This window comes from Endozoicomonas sp. ONNA2 (genome assembly GCF_024606365.1).
GTDB lineage: Bacteria > Pseudomonadota > Gammaproteobacteria > Pseudomonadales > Endozoicomonadaceae > Endozoicomonas.
Genome location: NZ_JAHHPO010000768.1, coordinates 1 through 17,162, shown reverse-complemented (window position 1 = coordinate 17,162; position 17,162 = coordinate 1). Strand labels below are relative to the sequence as shown.

General features: G+C 50.4%; 13 protein-coding genes. 9 read left to right on the top strand and 4 right to left on the bottom strand.

What is annotated here, in order from left to right; translation table 11 throughout:
* Window positions 1-43: 43 nt before the first annotated feature.
* The 4 genes from nudC to KDK14_RS13705 are packed head-to-tail and all read right to left on the bottom strand — an operon-like array spanning window position 44 to window position 2,877.
* A complete protein-coding gene (nudC, locus tag KDK14_RS13720) occupies window positions 44-865 on the bottom strand; it encodes an NAD(+) diphosphatase (protein ID WP_257265735.1) in 822 nt (273 codons plus the stop codon).
* A 9-nt stretch (window positions 866-874) separates the two neighbouring features.
* Entirely contained in the window at window positions 875-1,591 is a 717-nt protein-coding gene (dnaQ, locus tag KDK14_RS13715; RefSeq protein WP_257265734.1) for a DNA polymerase III subunit epsilon, read from the bottom strand.
* A 37-nt stretch (window positions 1,592-1,628) separates the two neighbouring features.
* Entirely contained in the window at window positions 1,629-2,069 is a 441-nt protein-coding gene (rnhA, locus tag KDK14_RS13710; protein WP_257265733.1) for a ribonuclease HI, read from the bottom strand.
* Window positions 2,053-2,877, bottom strand: coding sequence for a class I SAM-dependent methyltransferase (locus KDK14_RS13705; protein WP_257265732.1), 825 nt, complete (start codon window positions 2,875-2,877; stop codon window positions 2,053-2,055). Before KDK14_RS13705 ends, rnhA begins: the two co-directional genes overlap by 17 nt.
* A 263-nt stretch (window positions 2,878-3,140) precedes the next feature.
* Here KDK14_RS13705 and gloB point away from each other — a divergent pair, with 263 nt between their 5' ends.
* The 9 genes from gloB to KDK14_RS13660 all read left to right on the top strand — a co-directional run bounded on the left by gloB (window position 3,141) and on the right by KDK14_RS13660 (window position 17,113).
* Window positions 3,141-3,923, top strand: a complete 783-nt coding sequence (gene gloB, locus KDK14_RS13700) for a hydroxyacylglutathione hydrolase (RefSeq protein WP_257265731.1) — start codon at window positions 3,141-3,143, stop codon at window positions 3,921-3,923.
* A 42-nt stretch (window positions 3,924-3,965) separates the two neighbouring features.
* Window positions 3,966-5,591 (top strand): LysM peptidoglycan-binding domain-containing protein, encoded by a 1,626-nt coding sequence (locus tag KDK14_RS13695; protein WP_257265730.1) that lies wholly within the window; start codon window positions 3,966-3,968, stop codon window positions 5,589-5,591.
* A 60-nt stretch (window positions 5,592-5,651) separates the two neighbouring features.
* Window positions 5,652-7,505, top strand: coding sequence for an extracellular solute-binding protein (locus tag KDK14_RS13690; RefSeq protein ID WP_257265729.1), 1,854 nt, complete (start codon window positions 5,652-5,654; stop codon window positions 7,503-7,505).
* Window positions 7,506-7,536: 31 nt separating this feature from the next.
* Window positions 7,537-9,357 (top strand): extracellular solute-binding protein, encoded by a 1,821-nt coding sequence (locus KDK14_RS13685; protein ID WP_257265728.1) that lies wholly within the window; start codon window positions 7,537-7,539, stop codon window positions 9,355-9,357.
* Window positions 9,358-9,421: 64 nt separating this feature from the next.
* Window positions 9,422-11,173 carry an extracellular solute-binding protein gene (locus KDK14_RS13680; RefSeq protein WP_257265726.1) on the top strand — a complete coding sequence of 584 codons (1,752 nt, stop codon included), beginning with the start codon at window positions 9,422-9,424 and terminating at the stop codon, window positions 11,171-11,173.
* A 133-nt stretch (window positions 11,174-11,306) separates the two neighbouring features.
* Window positions 11,307-13,313, top strand: coding sequence for an extracellular solute-binding protein (locus tag KDK14_RS13675; RefSeq protein WP_257265725.1), 2,007 nt, complete (start codon window positions 11,307-11,309; stop codon window positions 13,311-13,313).
* Between the two features lie 43 nt (window positions 13,314-13,356).
* A complete protein-coding gene (locus tag KDK14_RS13670; protein WP_257265723.1) occupies window positions 13,357-14,445 on the top strand; it encodes a microcin C ABC transporter permease YejB in 1,089 nt (362 codons plus the stop codon).
* A 6-nt stretch (window positions 14,446-14,451) separates the two neighbouring features.
* Window positions 14,452-15,483: an ABC transporter permease gene (locus tag KDK14_RS13665; RefSeq protein WP_257265722.1), complete on the top strand. Its 1,032-nt coding sequence runs from the start codon at window positions 14,452-14,454 to the stop codon at window positions 15,481-15,483.
* Between the two features lie 28 nt (window positions 15,484-15,511).
* Window positions 15,512-17,113: an ABC transporter ATP-binding protein gene (locus KDK14_RS13660; protein ID WP_257265721.1), complete on the top strand. Its 1,602-nt coding sequence runs from the start codon at window positions 15,512-15,514 to the stop codon at window positions 17,111-17,113.
* Window positions 17,114-17,162: the final 49 nt, after the last annotated feature.

Below are 17,162 nucleotides of genomic sequence, written 5' to 3'. Positions count from 1 at the left end.
TATCTCAGTTATTTTTTTAAAAATTAATTATGATTGGATAATATCAAAAAAATAAATCCACCAGTTTTCTGGCTATGGTAAATTTCGGTGGCAGCTCTGGCGGATTATCTCGATGAAACCAGCCGCCAAAGCAGAGTTCCTTTTCTTCGAGAACAATTTCACCGCTTTGGTATTCCCCATGAAATCCCATCATTAATGAATGAGGAAAAGGCCAGCTTTGACTAAAACAGTAATGGAGTTTGCCTAACGTAAGGCCTGTTTCTTCCAGCACTTCTCTATGGACAGCCTCTTCAGCACTCTCTCCGGGCTCGACGAAACCTGCCACCAACGTATGCATGGTTGAATTTTTGCCATGGCGTTGATGCCGGACCAGCAGCATTTCATCCCCCCTGGTCACCAGGACAATGACGCAGGGAGAAATCCGGGGATAAGCATGGTGCCCACATTGGACACAAACCATCGCCCACTCTCCCGCTTTTGCCTGCATCTGATGACCACAACAGCCACAAAAGGCATGCTCCCTGCGTGAAGTCAGGATTTGCAGACCATGACTGAGGAAACTGTAAACCGCTGGGTCTGACTCAGACAGTAAGGTCCTGATACTGATTGTGCCAGTGTCAACAGTGAGACTTGAGAGTTCAACAATCCCCGCTGCCTTGCCATGAAGATAGCCTGTGACTATCGCCTCTTGTTTGATTGCCAGCTGAAACTTATCGAGACGGTACCAGAGGGAGTTTTCGTCATTAAGGACCACTTGCCCTGCAAAAAGTACCAACCAGCAATGACCACCGAGATCCGGTTGCAGGCCCGGCAAAGGTGAATAGTTCACGTCCAATACTTCGTTAAGATTATGATCCAGTGGCAAGGCTGCCTCCTAATTGTTAGCAAGCCACAGACAGTTGCCCGACTGTTTTTGAATCTGTTCCAGTTTGTTTTGATGGTTCTCCAACTCAGTATCGCTGGCACAGACGACTCGAAGCACTGGCTTGCCAGCCGCCAGCCGCCGGATAGCACTGCCGCCCTCTTCCGGATTACCAGCGCCATCCTCACTGCTTCCCAGGGAAAGTGCCCTCTGCCCACCTGTCATTGCAAGGTATACTTCCGCCAGAATTTCTGAGTCTAACAACGCGCCATGCAGGGTTCGGGAAGAATTATCAATAAAGTACCGCTTGCATAAAGCATCCAGGTTATTTTTCTGGCCCGGATGTTTTTTCCTGGCCAGTGCCAGGGTATCAAGCACACCACAACACTCTTCTACCTTGGGAAACCCCCGGCGTAACAGGGAAAACTCGTGGTTTATAAAACCAACATCAAACGCTGCGTTATGAATAACCAGCTCTGCGCCACGGATAAACCCGAGAAATTCATCGGCAATGGCACTGAACACCGGCTTGTCGGCCAGAAACTCATTGGTAATACCGTGGACGTCGATGGCTTCCTGCTCTACCACTCGCTTCGGGTTGATATAGACATGGTAATGGTTGCCGGTGAGCTTCCGGTCAATCATCTCTACACACCCTATTTCAATAACTCTGTGCCCTTGCTTAGGGTCAATACCGGTGGTTTCTGTATCAAGAATTATCTGTCGCATGGGTTACCTGTTCGCAAATATTAGCCAGCAAGTCCGTCTACTTTTTGTAAGCTGCCGCGCCTTTACAGGCCAGCTGATCAGCAATTTCATTTTCCCGATGACCCGCATGGCCCTTGATCCAGCGCCAATCGATATCGTGTCGTTGGCTCTGTTGATCCAGCAGCTGCCAGAGATCCTGGTTCTTGACGGGCTGACCGGCCGCTGTTTTCCAGTTTTTCCGTTTCCAACCGGTCATCCATTCGGTGATTCCCTTACGGACATACTGGGAGTCAGTCGTCAGAATAATGGTGCATGGCCGTTTCAGAGCCTTGAGACCTTCTATGGCAGCCATGAGTTCCATCCGGTTATTGGTGGTTTGTGGCTCACCACCAAAAAGCTCTTTCTCTACATTACCGTAACGAAGTAATACCCCCCAGCCGCCAGGCCCGGGGTTTCCTTTACAGGCCCCGTCGGTAAAAATTTCAACTGTCTGACTCAAAAGAACTCCTGTCTCTGTTTATTTTTACGTTACTGACTCTACCCGCACTGGGGCGGGTCAGTGGCTGACCAACAAAACGCCTGCGTACATCGGACCACACCTTTCTTACCGGGGTAAGCCCCGGGGTTTCACGGGTGGCAATCATCATATAAAAACCACCCACCGGTAGCTGGAGTTGTTCCAGCCTTTCTTCAATCAGATCCCCGCGCAAACCGGTAAAGAAACGTTTTAGCGGTTGAATATAACCACCATATACGATTCGCTCCACACTGAAATTAAGCAGGGCCAGCCAGTCTTTCAACCTTGATGTCGAAATAAAATGCGCATCCCTTAAAAGACGGCGCTGACCCGGAACACACCACCGGGCAATATTTGTCATGCTATAGGGGTTGAAGCCAATAATGACCAGCTTGCCATCGGGTATTATGGTATTGGCCGCCTCACTGAGCAAACGGTGAGGACTGTCGGCAATTTCCAGCGTGTGTTGCAATAGAACCAGATCAAGACTTCCCGGTAACACTGGCCAGTAATGGGGATCAGCCATCACCTGTGGCCGCGGGCAATCGGCAAGGTAGCGGGAACCAAGGATAAACTGTCGTCTTACCGGACTGCTGGACATCAGGTCTTTATGCCAGGATGCAGAGTATTGCCCCGCATGGAAACCAAAGATGGTACCTAGCTCCCGTTCCAACAGGCTTTTTTCATAGTCAACCAGTAATCTTCCTGAGTCACTATCCAGCCAGCAGCGCAAGTCTCCGACACGCTCAGAGAAACTGCTTTTGGTCCTTTTCCGAAATCGTCGAATCATGCAAATTATTGTACCAATAAACAGTCATTACTGATTTCACACCAGATCTACAGACATCTCAGACACTTTTCATCAACAGGTATATTCATGTTAACCTCCTGATGATTGAGTTTATACAGAAAATATTATTCTATGACATTAGCGGATGTCGGCTATAACATCTTGACTCGGATAACCTTATAGCCCACACAGGCTCAAGCTAATATGCCCGGTGCAGCACATCAATTATGAGCACAGGCATAAAAGAAAGGAAATTCAAGGCGATGCTGATTATATCTCCGATACCCGCATTTAATGACAACTACATCTGGATGTTTCATTCGCCGGATAGCCGGGATGTTTTTGTGGTTGACCCCGGGGACGCCCGGCCCGTTGAACAGATACTGAACCGCCATGATCTCAATCTGGCGGGCATTCTCATTACCCATCACCACTTTGATCATACTGGCGGAATTACTGAACTGACCAGTAACAGAAATATTCCGGTTTATGGCCCAGACAACCAGAAGATTACAGGCATCACTCACCCAGTGCGTGATCATGATACGGTTGAACTCAGCGCTTGCCAGTTTCAAATTCTGTCCACGCCAGGTCACACTCTGGACCATATTGCTTACTTTACCGATTCCGGCGAAGATAAAAAACCAGCGCTTTTTTGTGGAGACACTCTATTTGTTGGCGGTTGCGGCCGATTATTTGAAGGGACGGCTGAACAGATGTACAGCAGTCTGTTGCGTCTGGCTTCACTCCCTGACAATACTCGCATTTACTGTGCCCATGAATACACCCAGGCAAATTTGACATTTGCCAGGGCGGTGGAGCCAAATAACCAGAAGCTACAGGAACAAGTTATGCTAGTTGCTGGGTTACGTTCTGAAAACCGCCCTACTGTGCCTTCAACCCTGAGAAAGGAGCTGGACACCAATCCGTTCCTGAGATCAGACCAACCGGAAGTCATTCAGGCCGCCTGTGACAGGGATCCGTCCTCAAGTGCCAGCCCCATTGATGTTCTAAGGGTAATCCGTGCATGGAAGGATAATTTTTGATAGCAGTAAAATAATGAACTGATAACACTCAGAATCCGATATATGACCAAAGCCCCCTATTTAGCAGGCCAGCGTTCGATTTTTGGCCCACCCCGACGGACTCTGCCAACGCTGGCCATTTCACTATTTCTGACGGGTTGTCAGCTGGTGAGTAACTCTCTGGCATCTTCTGCGTCAACCATTAAGAAAGAAACCAGGCCTTTTGTGGCAAAGCCTTCTGTGAAACAGGTGGAAGTAAAAACACCACAGAAGATAACCCCCATATCCAAAGCCCCGGTTGAGGTAGAGGATATCTGGATTCGTATTCAGTCAGGACTGGCAATGGACCTTGACCAGAATAACCCTCGAATTCAGGCGGAGCTGAACTGGTATAAAAGTCATAAGTCATACTTCACCAAAATTTCCCAACGTTCAGAGCCCTATATCTATTTTATAGTCAAAGAAGCCGAAGCCAGAAATGTTCCCCTGGAACTGGCACTGATGCCTATTGTGGAGAGTAGCTTCGATCCTTTCGCCTACTCCCATGCCGGTGCTTCAGGGCTCTGGCAGTTTATGCCAGCAACCGGTAAACACTACGGCCTCGATCAGAACTGGTGGTATGACGGTCGCCGGGATGTGGTACATTCTACCCGTGCGGCATTGGACTACATGCAAAAACTTTACAAACGTTTTGGTGACTGGGAACTGGCACTGGCAGCGTTTAATTCCGGCCCAAGCCGGGTACAACGGGCCATCCGGAAAAATAAAAAGCTCGGTAAATCTACCCGTTTCTGGGCACTGGATCTTCCCGGGGAAACCACTGCCTATGTACCAAAACTGATCGCCCTGGGCAAAGTGATTCGAGATCCAGCCAAACACGGTGTCCAGTTGCAAAAAATTCCCGATAAGCCCTATTTCGCCATGGTAGATACCAGTGGTCAGCTGGATTTAGCCAAGGCAGCCAAACTGTCAGGGGTAGAGATGAACGTACTCTACCGGCTCAATCCCGGACTAAACCACTGGTCAACCCCACCGGAGGGTCCTCACCACCTGGTAGTGCCCGTGGCCCATGCTGAACAGTTTCGCACTCAGTTGGCCAACCTGCCGCCGGAGCAACGGGTAAAATGGGATCGCTACACGGTGATTTCCGGAGACACCCTCAGTACCATTGCCATGAAATACCAGACCAGTGTCAATGTCATTACTGAGGCCAACAGACTCAGCAGCACCCTCATTCGTATCGGGCAGGGCTTGATGATCCCGGTAGCTGCGAAAACGGCAGAAAGCTACACACTCAGTGCCAGTCAACGCCTGGCAGCAAAGCAAAATCGTTTGGTCAATGACCGTTACAAAGTTGAGTATCTGGTAAAATCTGGCGATAGCTTCTGGACTATTGCCCGCAAGTACAATGTGAGTGTTAACGAGCTGGCTCGTTGGAACAACATGTCCCCCAAAGATACCCTGCGAATTAATCAGAAACTGGTGGTCTGGAAGAGGCAAGACTCACAAATTGCTGTTGTGAGAAAGGTACATTATGAAGTTCGTTCCGGTGACTCCCTGGCCAAAATTGCCTCAAAGTTCAATGTGAATGTTGACCAGATCAGGGATTGGAATAGCGATATGAGCGGTAAATTCATTCACCCCGGCCAACAGGTTACATTATTTGTCAATGTCACCCGCAGCTTCTGACCCCCCCCCCTACCCGGCAGATGCTATTCTGATAGCTTTTCTGCTGGAAGGTTATGATTTTTGATCACCTGCAAAAAGCAAAATTTCCTGCTTATTTTCCTGCTGTTTTTCTGCAACACGCTGTTTGCCCGGGATGATGATTCACCCTGGCAGCACGCCCTGACCCTGTTCGACGCTCCGAAGTACCCTGCCGACTTTTACGCTTTTGATTATGTCAACACAAACGCGCCCAAAGGTGGCCATTTGCGCCTCGCCATACACGGAACCTTTGACTCCTTGAATGCCTACAATGGTAAAGGCGTAGCGCCATCCAGTCTGTCATCCATTGCAAAATACGGTTTCAGTGAGCTGAACGAAACCCTGATGGTCAGTTCTGCCAGCGCCAATGGCCCCATGGATGAACAGTATGCTGCCTATGGCCTGATTGCTGAATCGGTTAAATTCTCGAAAAAAAACCAGCAACTGGCATTCAAACTTAACCCAAAAGCGACATTTAATGATAATCATCCCATTACCAGCCGCGATGTTATTTTTTCCTTCAACACACTGACAGCACTGCCCTATGGGCGCTTTAGCGGTATGGATCAGCATATAGAGCGTATTGAAACACCCGCCGCCAACCAGGTAGTGTTCAAATTGAAACCACCCTACCCACTGATGCTGCCGCTGCACCTTGCCGAGTTGCCCGTACTTCCCGAACACTTCTGGCAAAATCATGATTTTCATAAAACATCATTGCTAGCCCCCTTATCCAGTGGTCCCTACCAAATAAACCGGATAATACCCGGCAAGTTAATCGAGATGGAAAGAGTCAGGGATTACTGGGGCAAAGACCTCCCGGTAAACCGGGGGAAACATAACTTCGATAAAATCTCTCTGCATTTCTACCGTGATCTTCATATAGCATTTGAGTCTTTTAAAAGTGGCAATACTGATGCCTGGTTCGAAGTACAATCGAAAAACTGGGCAACCGGTTACCACGGTGAAGCAATCAACAATGGCTTAATCATTCGCCGTGAAATCCCCCACACCATGTCCTACGGCGCGCGAGCCTATGTTTTCAATATAAGAAAGCCATACTTGCAGGACCGCAGAGTCCGTGAGGCAATCAGCCTGATGTTTGATTGGAACTGGATTTCCAGGGCGATATTTCATAACGCCTATACCAGAACCCAAAGCTACTTCCCACATATACCCCTCACCTCCCCTTCTAACGGGGAGGCTCAATTGCTGCAACCATTTTCAGCAACACTGCCACCGGCGCTGTTCACCCAACCCTTCACTTTTCCAACAACAACAGGCGACGGGAATATCAAAGAACACCAAAAGCAGGCATTGAGCCTGCTCAGGCAGGCGGGATGGGAATTACAGCAAGACAAGCTGGTCAACACCCTAACGAAGCAGCCCATGAAGCTGGTATTTATCCACGAAAACGATTCTCAGTTTGAACGCATCGTATTTCCATTGATACAAAACCTGAAAAAAATTGGCATAGCCGTCACTCTCCAGCGAATGGATCTGGCCCAATATTACCAACGACTGAAACACCATGAGTTCGATATGGTTCAGTACATTTACCCTTTACCACAGTTCCCCGGTGAAGAACTGCTGGACTTTTTCCACTCAGCAAGTGTCAAACACCAGGATGGCAGAAGCTTGATGGGGCTTGAAGACCCGGCAGTTGACGCCCTGATTGACCAGATCATTGCTGCCACCGGCAAACACCAACTGGAAACCGCCACATCGGCACTGAACCGGGTTCTATTATGGCAGCATTATGGGATACTCAACTGGCATGGAAATAGCCATCGAATCGCCTGGTGGCATCACCTGAAACATCCGGAAAGCTTTCCGCCTTATGGCTTTAGTCTGAATACCTGGTGGGCCGAACAAAACAACAGGGAAAGTCAATAAGCCTTTAACCACAGACATCGGAACTACAGCTATGGGGCTTACCCTCTACAGTCCAACACTACCGCTGATCATCTGTGCCTTGCTAGGCAGCATCAATCCAATGCTATCTGCAGCAGAAGATCAGAACAGCAGGTCAAGACACGCCATCAGTCTTTACGGTGAGCCCCGGTATCCTGAGAGCTTTACGCATTTTAACTATGTTAATCCCGAGGCGCCCAAAGGCGGTGAGCTTAAACAAGGCGTTACCGGTCATTTTGACAGCCTTGTTCCCTATATTGACCGTGGCACAGCAGCGGCTGGCAGTCATCTGATGTACGACACGCTACTGGCCAGGTCCCGGGATGAGCCCCTGACCAAATACGGCCTGATTGCCGAGGGTATTGAACTGGCCCCGGATAATACCTGGGCAGCCTTTACCATAAACCCGGCGGCCCGCTTCCATGATGGTCAACCCGTTACCGCCCATGATGTCAAGTTCAGTTTTGATCTGCTCCGGGATAAAGGGTCAACGTTTTATAAGCAGTTCTATCAGGATGTCGAGCAGGTAAAAGTCACCAGCAACTACAGGGTGCTTTTTGTTTTCAGACACAGCAATAACCGGGAGCTGCCATTGATTCTGGGGCAAATGCCCATTCTTCCCAAACACTATTGGGCCACACGGGACTTTTCTTCTCCGGGTATGGCAGTGCCTGTCAGCAGCGGCCCCTACCACCCTGTGAAAATAGAGCCCGGGCGCTCAATTACGTTTGCCAGGGTCGAAAACTACTGGGGGAAAGATCTGCCCGTTAACCGGGGAAGGCACAATTTTGACCGTATTCAGTACGAATATTATCGAAACAGCCATGTGCTTTTGGAAGCCCTGCAGAAAGGGGAATACGATCTCAAGACCATCAGCGACCCTCGCGTCTGGCATGACCAGATTCGAGATGAATCATTGAAAAAAAATCAATTGATTCGCACATCCTTAAGCAATCGTAACCCCCAGACCCTGACCATCGCCTATAACGCCAGAAGAGCCCATCTATCCGATCCCCGGGTCAGGGAAGCGCTGGGGTACGCCGTTGAATTTGACTGGATCAACCGACACTTATTCCATGGTATGTACCATAGGGCAGACAGCGTTTTTGCCGGGACAGAACTGGGGGCTTCGGGCAAACCCGCTGAACAGGAAAAAACACTGCTCGCAGCATGGAAAGCTGACATTCCGGCACCAGCATTGGATCAGGCCTGGATTCCACCGGGGGCTGAGCCGGGGATGACCCGCCGGGATCGCAAGAGAAAAGCGCTGTCGCTGTTAAAACAAAGCGGCTGGGCCATCAACAATAACCAACTGGTGAACCGCAATGGCAAACCCCTTGAGCTTGAAATCCTGTTATCCGCTGCCGAAGAGGAGCGAATATTTATTCCAGTACAAAAGATCCTGGAAAGCATGGGAATCAGGCTCAATATAAGAACTGTGGACGTTGCCCAATATGTGGAAAGAGTCAGAAACCAGGACTTTGATATGGTTTTGCACACCTTTCCCCACACACCCTCACCCGGCACAGAACAGGCCAGCCTATGGGGTTCAGCGACTGTTGACCAGCACGGTTCCAGAAATATTGCCGGTGTCAAACTTAAATCCATTGATCGGCTGACGGAAAAAATACCCCGGTCCAACTCTCGGAAAGAACTGCTCACGCTGATCAAATCCATGGACAGAATCATTCTCTGGAATCACTATGTACTGCCACTGTGGTACCAGCCCCACTGGCTGATAATCCATAAAAAGCAGCTGAAGTACCCGAAAAACCCGGCCCCCTATGCACTGGATTTGAGTACCTGGTGGTACCAAAAAATGGATATTAACTGAAAGGAACTCGTCACTTGACTGACTATTTGAAACATGGATTTTTTTTATCAGTCTGATTTACGCTGTGTTTGCTGGTGCAGACCCGACGGCTAACAATTCGACCATCGCCCATGGCCTGAGCTTTCATAACTCGCTGCTGTATCCAGAAAATTTTACCCACTTTGGCTATGCCAACCCCCATGCCCCCAAAGGCGGCAGCCTGAGAAAAGGCGTTTCCGGCAGCTTTGATACATTTAATACTTTTGCCCCAAAAGGTATCGTGGCGGAGGACAGCTACTTTCTTTATGACCCATTGATGGTCAGGGCCGGTGATGAACCCTATTCAGTTTATGGCCTGATCGCCCGGCAAATTGAGTACCCGGATGATTTCCGATGGGTTATATACCACCTGAACCCCCATGCCCGGTTCCATGATGGACACCCCATCACGTCAGAAGATGTTGTCTATACCTTCCAATCACTGCAAAAAAAAGGACCACCTCACTACCGGCACCTCTACGGGATCATTGAAACAGTTGAGGCACTCTCTCCTACGTCAGTCCGTTTCCGTTTTTCTGAGCCACCGGCCAAAAGTCTGATTCTTCGACTCTCTCAACTCAGGGTGCTGCCAGCACACTACTGGCAACAGCCGGACCATGATCTTTTCAAGGCGACCCTGAAGCCGCCACTGTCCAGTGGACCTTACCGGATCAAAGAATTCAGCCCCGGACGTTTTGTCACCTATGAACGGGTTACGGATTATTGGGCTGCTGAGCTGGCGGTAAACAAAGGGCGACATAATTTTGATCTCATCAGAACCGACTACTACCGGGATGATGGCATCGCCCTTGAGGCGTTTAAAAAAGGGGAATACGACCTGCGCATTGATGCCAACCCCCGAAGCTGGTCCCAAGCGTATAAATCAACAAAAACAGGCAAGACAACATTCATCCAGGAAAAAATAGCGAACAAGAGTCTCGGCATGAGAGCGTTTGTTTTCAACCTGAGAAAGCCCGTGTTTGCCAGCCGCAAGGTCAGAAAAGCCATAGCACAGGCGCTTGATTTTAACTGGATGAATCAACACCTTTTTTTTGGGATGTACCATCAGGCCTATAGCCTTTTTCCCAACTCGGACCTGGCCGCTGATCTGCCACCGTCTGACCAGGAGACCGCATTACTGGCACCCTGGCAGGACGAGCTGCCTGATGAGCTGTTTACCCACCGCTGGGAGCCCGTACAGACAGACGGTTCCGGCAACTGGCGAAGAAACAAGACACTGGCCTTCCAATGGCTGAAAGCAGCGGGTTATCGCTACCAAAACAAACGGCTTGTTGATCCCCTGGGTCAACCACTGACGTTTGAAATGCTGCTGACTGACCCTGAACATGAGCGCTTTGTTATGCCATTTGTCCACAATCTCGCTGAACTGGGTATTTCTGCCAGCATCAATACCGTAGACGCTTCCAGGTACATCAATCGTATCCGCAAGTTTGATTTTGATATGATCATTCACGGCTTTTACCCAAGCATCACCCCCGGTACTGAATTGAAAAATTTCTGGAGTAGCGCCAGCGCCGACAGTGACGCGGGACAAAACCTTTCGGGCATTAAACTTCAGTCGCTGGATCGGATGATCGATCAAGCCATCATGGCAACCACCCGTGAAGAGCTGGTTCTTTACACCCGAGCCATCGATCGAATTGTACTCTGGCACTATGCAGTGATTCCGCAATGGTATCTGCCCTATTGGCCGATGGTTTACCGGCCGGGATTGCGACACCCTGAGATTGCCCCTCCCTTTGACAATGGCTTGAGTACGTGGTGGCGGGAGTTTTGATAAAGTCCAACCGTGCGATACATACTGACAAAAGCATGACTGGTACTTAACAACCAGACATGATTAAGTCTATATTAGACCAATTGCTTATAAACAAGACTGCCCAGAGATTTTTAAACACTAACGGTTGCTTATGATGGTCAAAAATTCTGATTATCTTACCCTTGCAGCGCTGACCCTTGGGATGACTCTCTCATACTCCAGCCTGTCACCAGCCATCTCCCCCGGAAATACACCCGACCCGCGGCAGGGCATTATCCCTAAAACATCTCTGGTGCTGCACGGAGACGCGAAATATGGCAGCCCGGACAAACCCTTTACCCACTTTGATTATGTCAATCCGGATGCCCCTAAAGGCGGCAGTGTTCGTATGGCGGCCAGTGGTACCTTTGACAGCCTCAACCCATACACCAACAAAGGAACGCCCGTTACCGGTATCGGGCTTATTTATGACACATTAATGACCCAAAGCCGTGATGAGCCTTTCTCTCTCTATCCACTGGTGGCCGAATCCGCCGAAAGAGCCCCTGATAACAGCAGCATTACCTTCAACCTGAACCCCGACGCCCGTTTCCATGATGGCAGACCCATCACCGCCCATGATGTAAAATACACCTTTGAGCTGCTGACCCGTCAGGGACACCCTTTCTACCGCAGTTACTATGCCGATGTGGACACCATCACCGTGCTTGCCGATCGCCGGGTCAAATTCACATTCAAACATACCAATAACCCTGAACTGCCTTTTATCCTGTCAGAGTTGCCCGTTCTCCCCAAACATCACTGGGAGCAGGAAGACAATGATTTTTCGTCTGCCTCACTGAAAATTCCCCTGGGCAGCGGTCCCTACCAGGTAAAGAGCGTGGATGGTGGCCGGAGTATTGCCTATCAGCGGGTCAAGGATTACTGGGCAAAAGATTTACCCGTTAACCGGGGCCGTTATAATTTCGATGAGATCAGCTACGACTACTATCGGGATGAGCAAGTTGCCCTTCAGGCGCTGAAAGCTGGCGAATATGACCTGCGCTATGAAAATGTGGCCAAAAACTGGGCCACTGCCTATGACGTACCCGCGGTTCATAACGGCGAACTGATTCTGGCCACCATCCCTACCCGCAACCCTGCGCCTATCCAGGGTTTTGCCTTCAACCTGCGACGGGACTTTTTCCAGGACCCTCTGGTACGCAAAGCCATGGGCTATGCCATGGATTTCGAATGGCTGAATCGCAACCTGTTCCATGACAGCTACATCCGTTCCAGGAGCTATTTTGGCAATTCAGGCATGGAGGCCACCGGCATTCCTGAGGGTGATGAACTGAAACTCCTTGAGCCATGGCGCAAACAATTACCGGCCGAACTCTTTACCAGTCCCTATAGCGTTCCGGTAACCAAGGGTTCCGGCAACATCCGGCCGCAACTGAGAAAAGCACTCAGGCTGCTGAAAAAAGCAGGCTGGCGCCTTGAGAACAACAAACTGGTGGATAGCAATGGTCAACCCCTGGAGGTTGAGTTACTGCTCGCCCAACCCTCTCTTGAACGGGTGGCGCTGCCTTTCAAGAAAAATCTTGAACAAATGGGGATTGAACTCAATATCCGCACCGTTGATACCTCCCAATACATCAACCGTATTCGGGACTTTGACTACGACATGATCGTTGTCGGCTACGGTCAATCGGCCTCTCCGGGTAATGAGCAGACCGGTTTCTGGGGCAGTAAAGCGGCAGAGACCAAAGGCAGCCGTAACTACATGGGAATCAAAGATCCGGTGGTGGATGCCATGATTGACCAGGTGATTAATGCCGACAGCCGGGAAGAGCTGACCACCGCCGTAAAAGCGCTGGACCGGGTGCTGCTGTGGGGAGAGTATATGATTCCCCAATGGTACTACCCTTACGATCGAATCGCCTACTCCAGCAAGTTGGTCAGGCCAGAATCAGAACCTTTGTACAGTACCGATATCTACACCTGGTGGATCGACAGTCAGTCGGAAGCAACGAAGGCAGCCAATCAGTCACGGAATAGTGGCGATGCCAAAGCGCAACAGGGTAACGCTGAAAACGACAATGCATGGTTATACTCAGGACTGATCCTGCTGGGCCTTATTCCTGTCTGGATTTATCGCCGTAGAAAGAACCGTTAATTACGAACCCATTGCCAATGCGAGCCCATAACAGGAACTCTCCATGAGCAGCTACATTTTGCGACGACTTGCCCTGATGATCCCGACCCTGTTCGGGATTATGCTGGTCAACTTTGTGATCATTCAGGCAGCCCCCGGTGGCCCGGTGGAGCAGATGATTGCCAAACTTGAAGGGTTCGAAGTCAATGCCATCAGCCGAATCGGAGGCTCCGGTAATGCCGAAATTCAGCAGATGAGTCTGGATGAGAGTGGCGAATACCGCGGACGCAGAGGCCTTGACCCGGAACTGATCAAAGATATCGAGCAACTGTACGGCTTTGACAAGCCAGCCCCTGAACGGTTTGTGCAGATGATCAAAAACTACCTTACCCTTGATTTTGGCGACTCGTTTTTTCGCGATGCCAAAGTGGTCGACCTGATTAAGGAGAAGCTGCCGGTCTCTATTTCACTGGGCCTCTGGAGTACCCTGATTATCTACCTGATCTCCATTCCCCTGGGTATTCGCAAGGCATTGCAACACGGCAGCCGGTTCGATATCTGGTCCAGTGCGGTGATTACCACGGGTTATGCGATTCCAAGCTTTCTGCTGGCCATTCTGTTAATCGTGCTGTTTGCCGGGGGCAGTTACTGGAATATCTTCCCACTGCGAGGGCTGGTATCGGACAACTTCGACGAATTAACTCTGTTGGGCCAGATCCGGGACTATGTCTGGCATATGGTCCTTCCCATCATTTGCATGGTCATCAGTGGTTTTGCCACGCTCACCATGTTGACCAAGAATTCATTCCTGGATGAAATCCATAAACAGTATGTGCAAACCGCAAGGGCCAAAGGGCTGGATGACCATAAGGTCCTGTATGGCCATATCTTCCGTAATGCCATGTTGCTGGTGATTTCCGGCTTTCCTGCAGCATTAATTGGCATCCTGTTTACCAGCTCATTGCTGATTGAAATCATTTTCTCCCTGGATGGGCTCGGCCTGCTTGGCTATGAAGCCGCCATCAACCGGGATTACCCCGTGGTTTTTGGCTCTCTTTATATCTTCACTCTGCTGGGCATGCTGATCAAACTCCTCGGCGATCTTACCTATGTCGTCGTTGACCCCCGTATTGACTTCGAATCCAGGGACTGACGTAGAATGACAAGATTCAAACTTAACCCGCTCAACCAGCGTCGCTGGCAGAATTTCAAGCAGAATCGCCGGGGCTATATTTCACTCTGGCTATTCAGCATCCTCTTTGTGATTACCCTGCTGGCAGAGGTGGTGGCCAACGATAAGCCGCTGTTACTCTGGTTTGACGGCAGCCCCTATTTCCCGACCCTGGTCACCTATCCGGAAACCACCTTTGGCGGTGAGTTTGAACTGGAGATGGACTACCGACAGGCGTTTGCCAAAGAGCTGATCGAGCCCAAAGGATGGATGCTCTGGCCGCCCATTCGCTACAGTTACGACACCATCAATTACGCCCGTATTGCCCCCGCCCACCCTTCCCCGGACAACTGGCTGGGCACCGATGACCAGGGCCGTGACGTGCTGGCACGGGTGATTTACGGCTTTCGTATTTCGGTACTTTTCGGTTTGGCACTGACCTTTTTCAGCACCATCATCGGTGTTGCGGTGGGTGCCCTGCAGGGCTTTTACGGCGGTAAGATCGATTTGTTCGGGCAGCGGTTTATTGAAATCTGGTCAGGTATGCCCAATCTCTACCTGTTGATCATTCTGGCCAGTTTCGTCGAGCCGGGGTTCTGGTGGCTGCTGGGTATCATGCTGTTATTCCAGTGGATGGCACTGGTGGATGTGGTGCGTGCCGAGTTTCTCCGGGGCAGAAACCTGGAGTATGTTCGGGCCGCCAGGGCCCTGGGGATGACCAATGGGCGCCTGATGTTCCGCCATATTTTACCCAATGCCATGATTGCCACCGTCACGTTTATGCCATTTATTCTGACCGGGGCCATTACCACCCTGACCTCCCTTGATTTTCTGGGTTTCGGCCTGCCCGCGGGATCCCCTTCCCTTGGGGAGTTGATTGCCCAGGGCAAAAACAACCTTCAGGCACCCTGGCTGGGTATTACCGCATTTCTGGTCATGTCAATGATGCTGACATTACTGGTGTTTATCGGTGAAGCGTGCCGGGATGCGCTGGATCCGAGAAAATACTACTCAATCTGAACAGCGCTGACTGGAGAATCGAACCGTTATGGACAATCCATTATTGGCAATTAACGACCTCAGAATTACTTTTCAACAGGGTGATCACCGTGTTGATGCCGTTAAAGGGGTTTCATTCTCTGTGAATGCCGGAGAAACCGTTGGCCTGGTCGGCGAGTCCGGATCCGGCAAATCCATTACTGCCCTGAGCATCCTGCAGCTGCTCCCACAAAATACCCATTGCTCTGGAGAGATCGCTTTTGCCAATGAGGCCCTGCTTAAATTATCCAAATCACACATGCGCAAAATTCGCGGGCACAAGATCAGTATGATCTTTCAGGAGCCAATGACGGCACTCAATCCGCTGCATACCATTGAACAGCAGATAGGCGAAGTGCTGGCCATACACCTTGGCCTGCAAAGCAATGAAGCAACGGCAAAAACACTGGAACTGCTGGAACTGGTGGGTATCCGTGATGCCAGCAACCGTTTGAAGGCCTACCCCCATGAGCTGTCCGGTGGCCAGCGACAACGGGCAATGATTGCCATGGCCCTCGCCTGTGAACCCACACTGCTGATTGCCGATGAACCAACCACTGCCCTGGATGTGACCGTGCAACGGCAAATTCTCAGTCTGCTGGCAGACCTGCAGCAGAAACTGGGTATGGCCATTGTGTTTATCAGCCATGACCTGAACCTGATACGTCACGTTTCGAATCGCATCTGCGTGATGAAAAACGGTGAGATTGTTGAACAGGGATTCACGGAGTCTGTGTTCACCGCGCCCCAACACCCTTACACCATCGACCTGCTCAATGCCGAACCGGCCGGGGAGCCTGAACCACTGAACGGACAACCGACACCCCTGGTGACTGGGGAAAAGATCAAAGTCTGGTTCCCGATCAAAAAAGGCTTGTTCAAGAAAACCGTGGGCCATGTGAAGGCTGTCACTGATTTATCGCTCACCATTCACCGGGGTGAAACCCTGGGCATTGTGGGTGAGTCCGGTTCCGGAAAAACAACCCTGGGCCTGGCACTGTTGAAACTGCAGACCTCCGAAGGCCAGATCAGGTTTGAAGATACCCGTATCGACACCATGAACCAGAACCAGTTCAGGCCATTGCGACGGGAAATGCAGATCGTGTTTCAAGACCCCTTTGGCAGTTTGAGCCCACGCATGACCGTTGCGGATATTGTCGGAGAAGGTCTGGATATTCATAAACTGGCCACTGAAGCCAATCGTGATGAACAGATCATTGCTGCATTGGATGATGTGGGCCTTGACCCAGCCTGTCGCCACCGTTATCCCCATGAGTTCTCCGGTGGCCAGCGCCAGCGTATCGCCATTGCCAGGGCCCTGGTGCTGAAACCCGGGCTGATGGTGCTGGACGAACCAACATCTGCCCTGGACAGAACCGTCCAGTCCCAGATCATCGATTTACTGCGCAACCTGCAGAAAAAATACCACCTCAGTTACATTTTTATCAGCCATGACCTTGCCGTGGTCAAGGCAATGAGTCATCGAATTATCGTCATGCAGGGGGGCGAGATTATTGAGCAGGGAAATACCCAACAGATTTTTAACCAACCTGCAAAAGCCTATACGCGAGAATTAATCAGTGCTGCCTTTGAATCACAGAAAAGCGCTTAGGAATTGTCCCGGAATAACTTCATCATTTTATTCAGTCCGGGAAAATGCC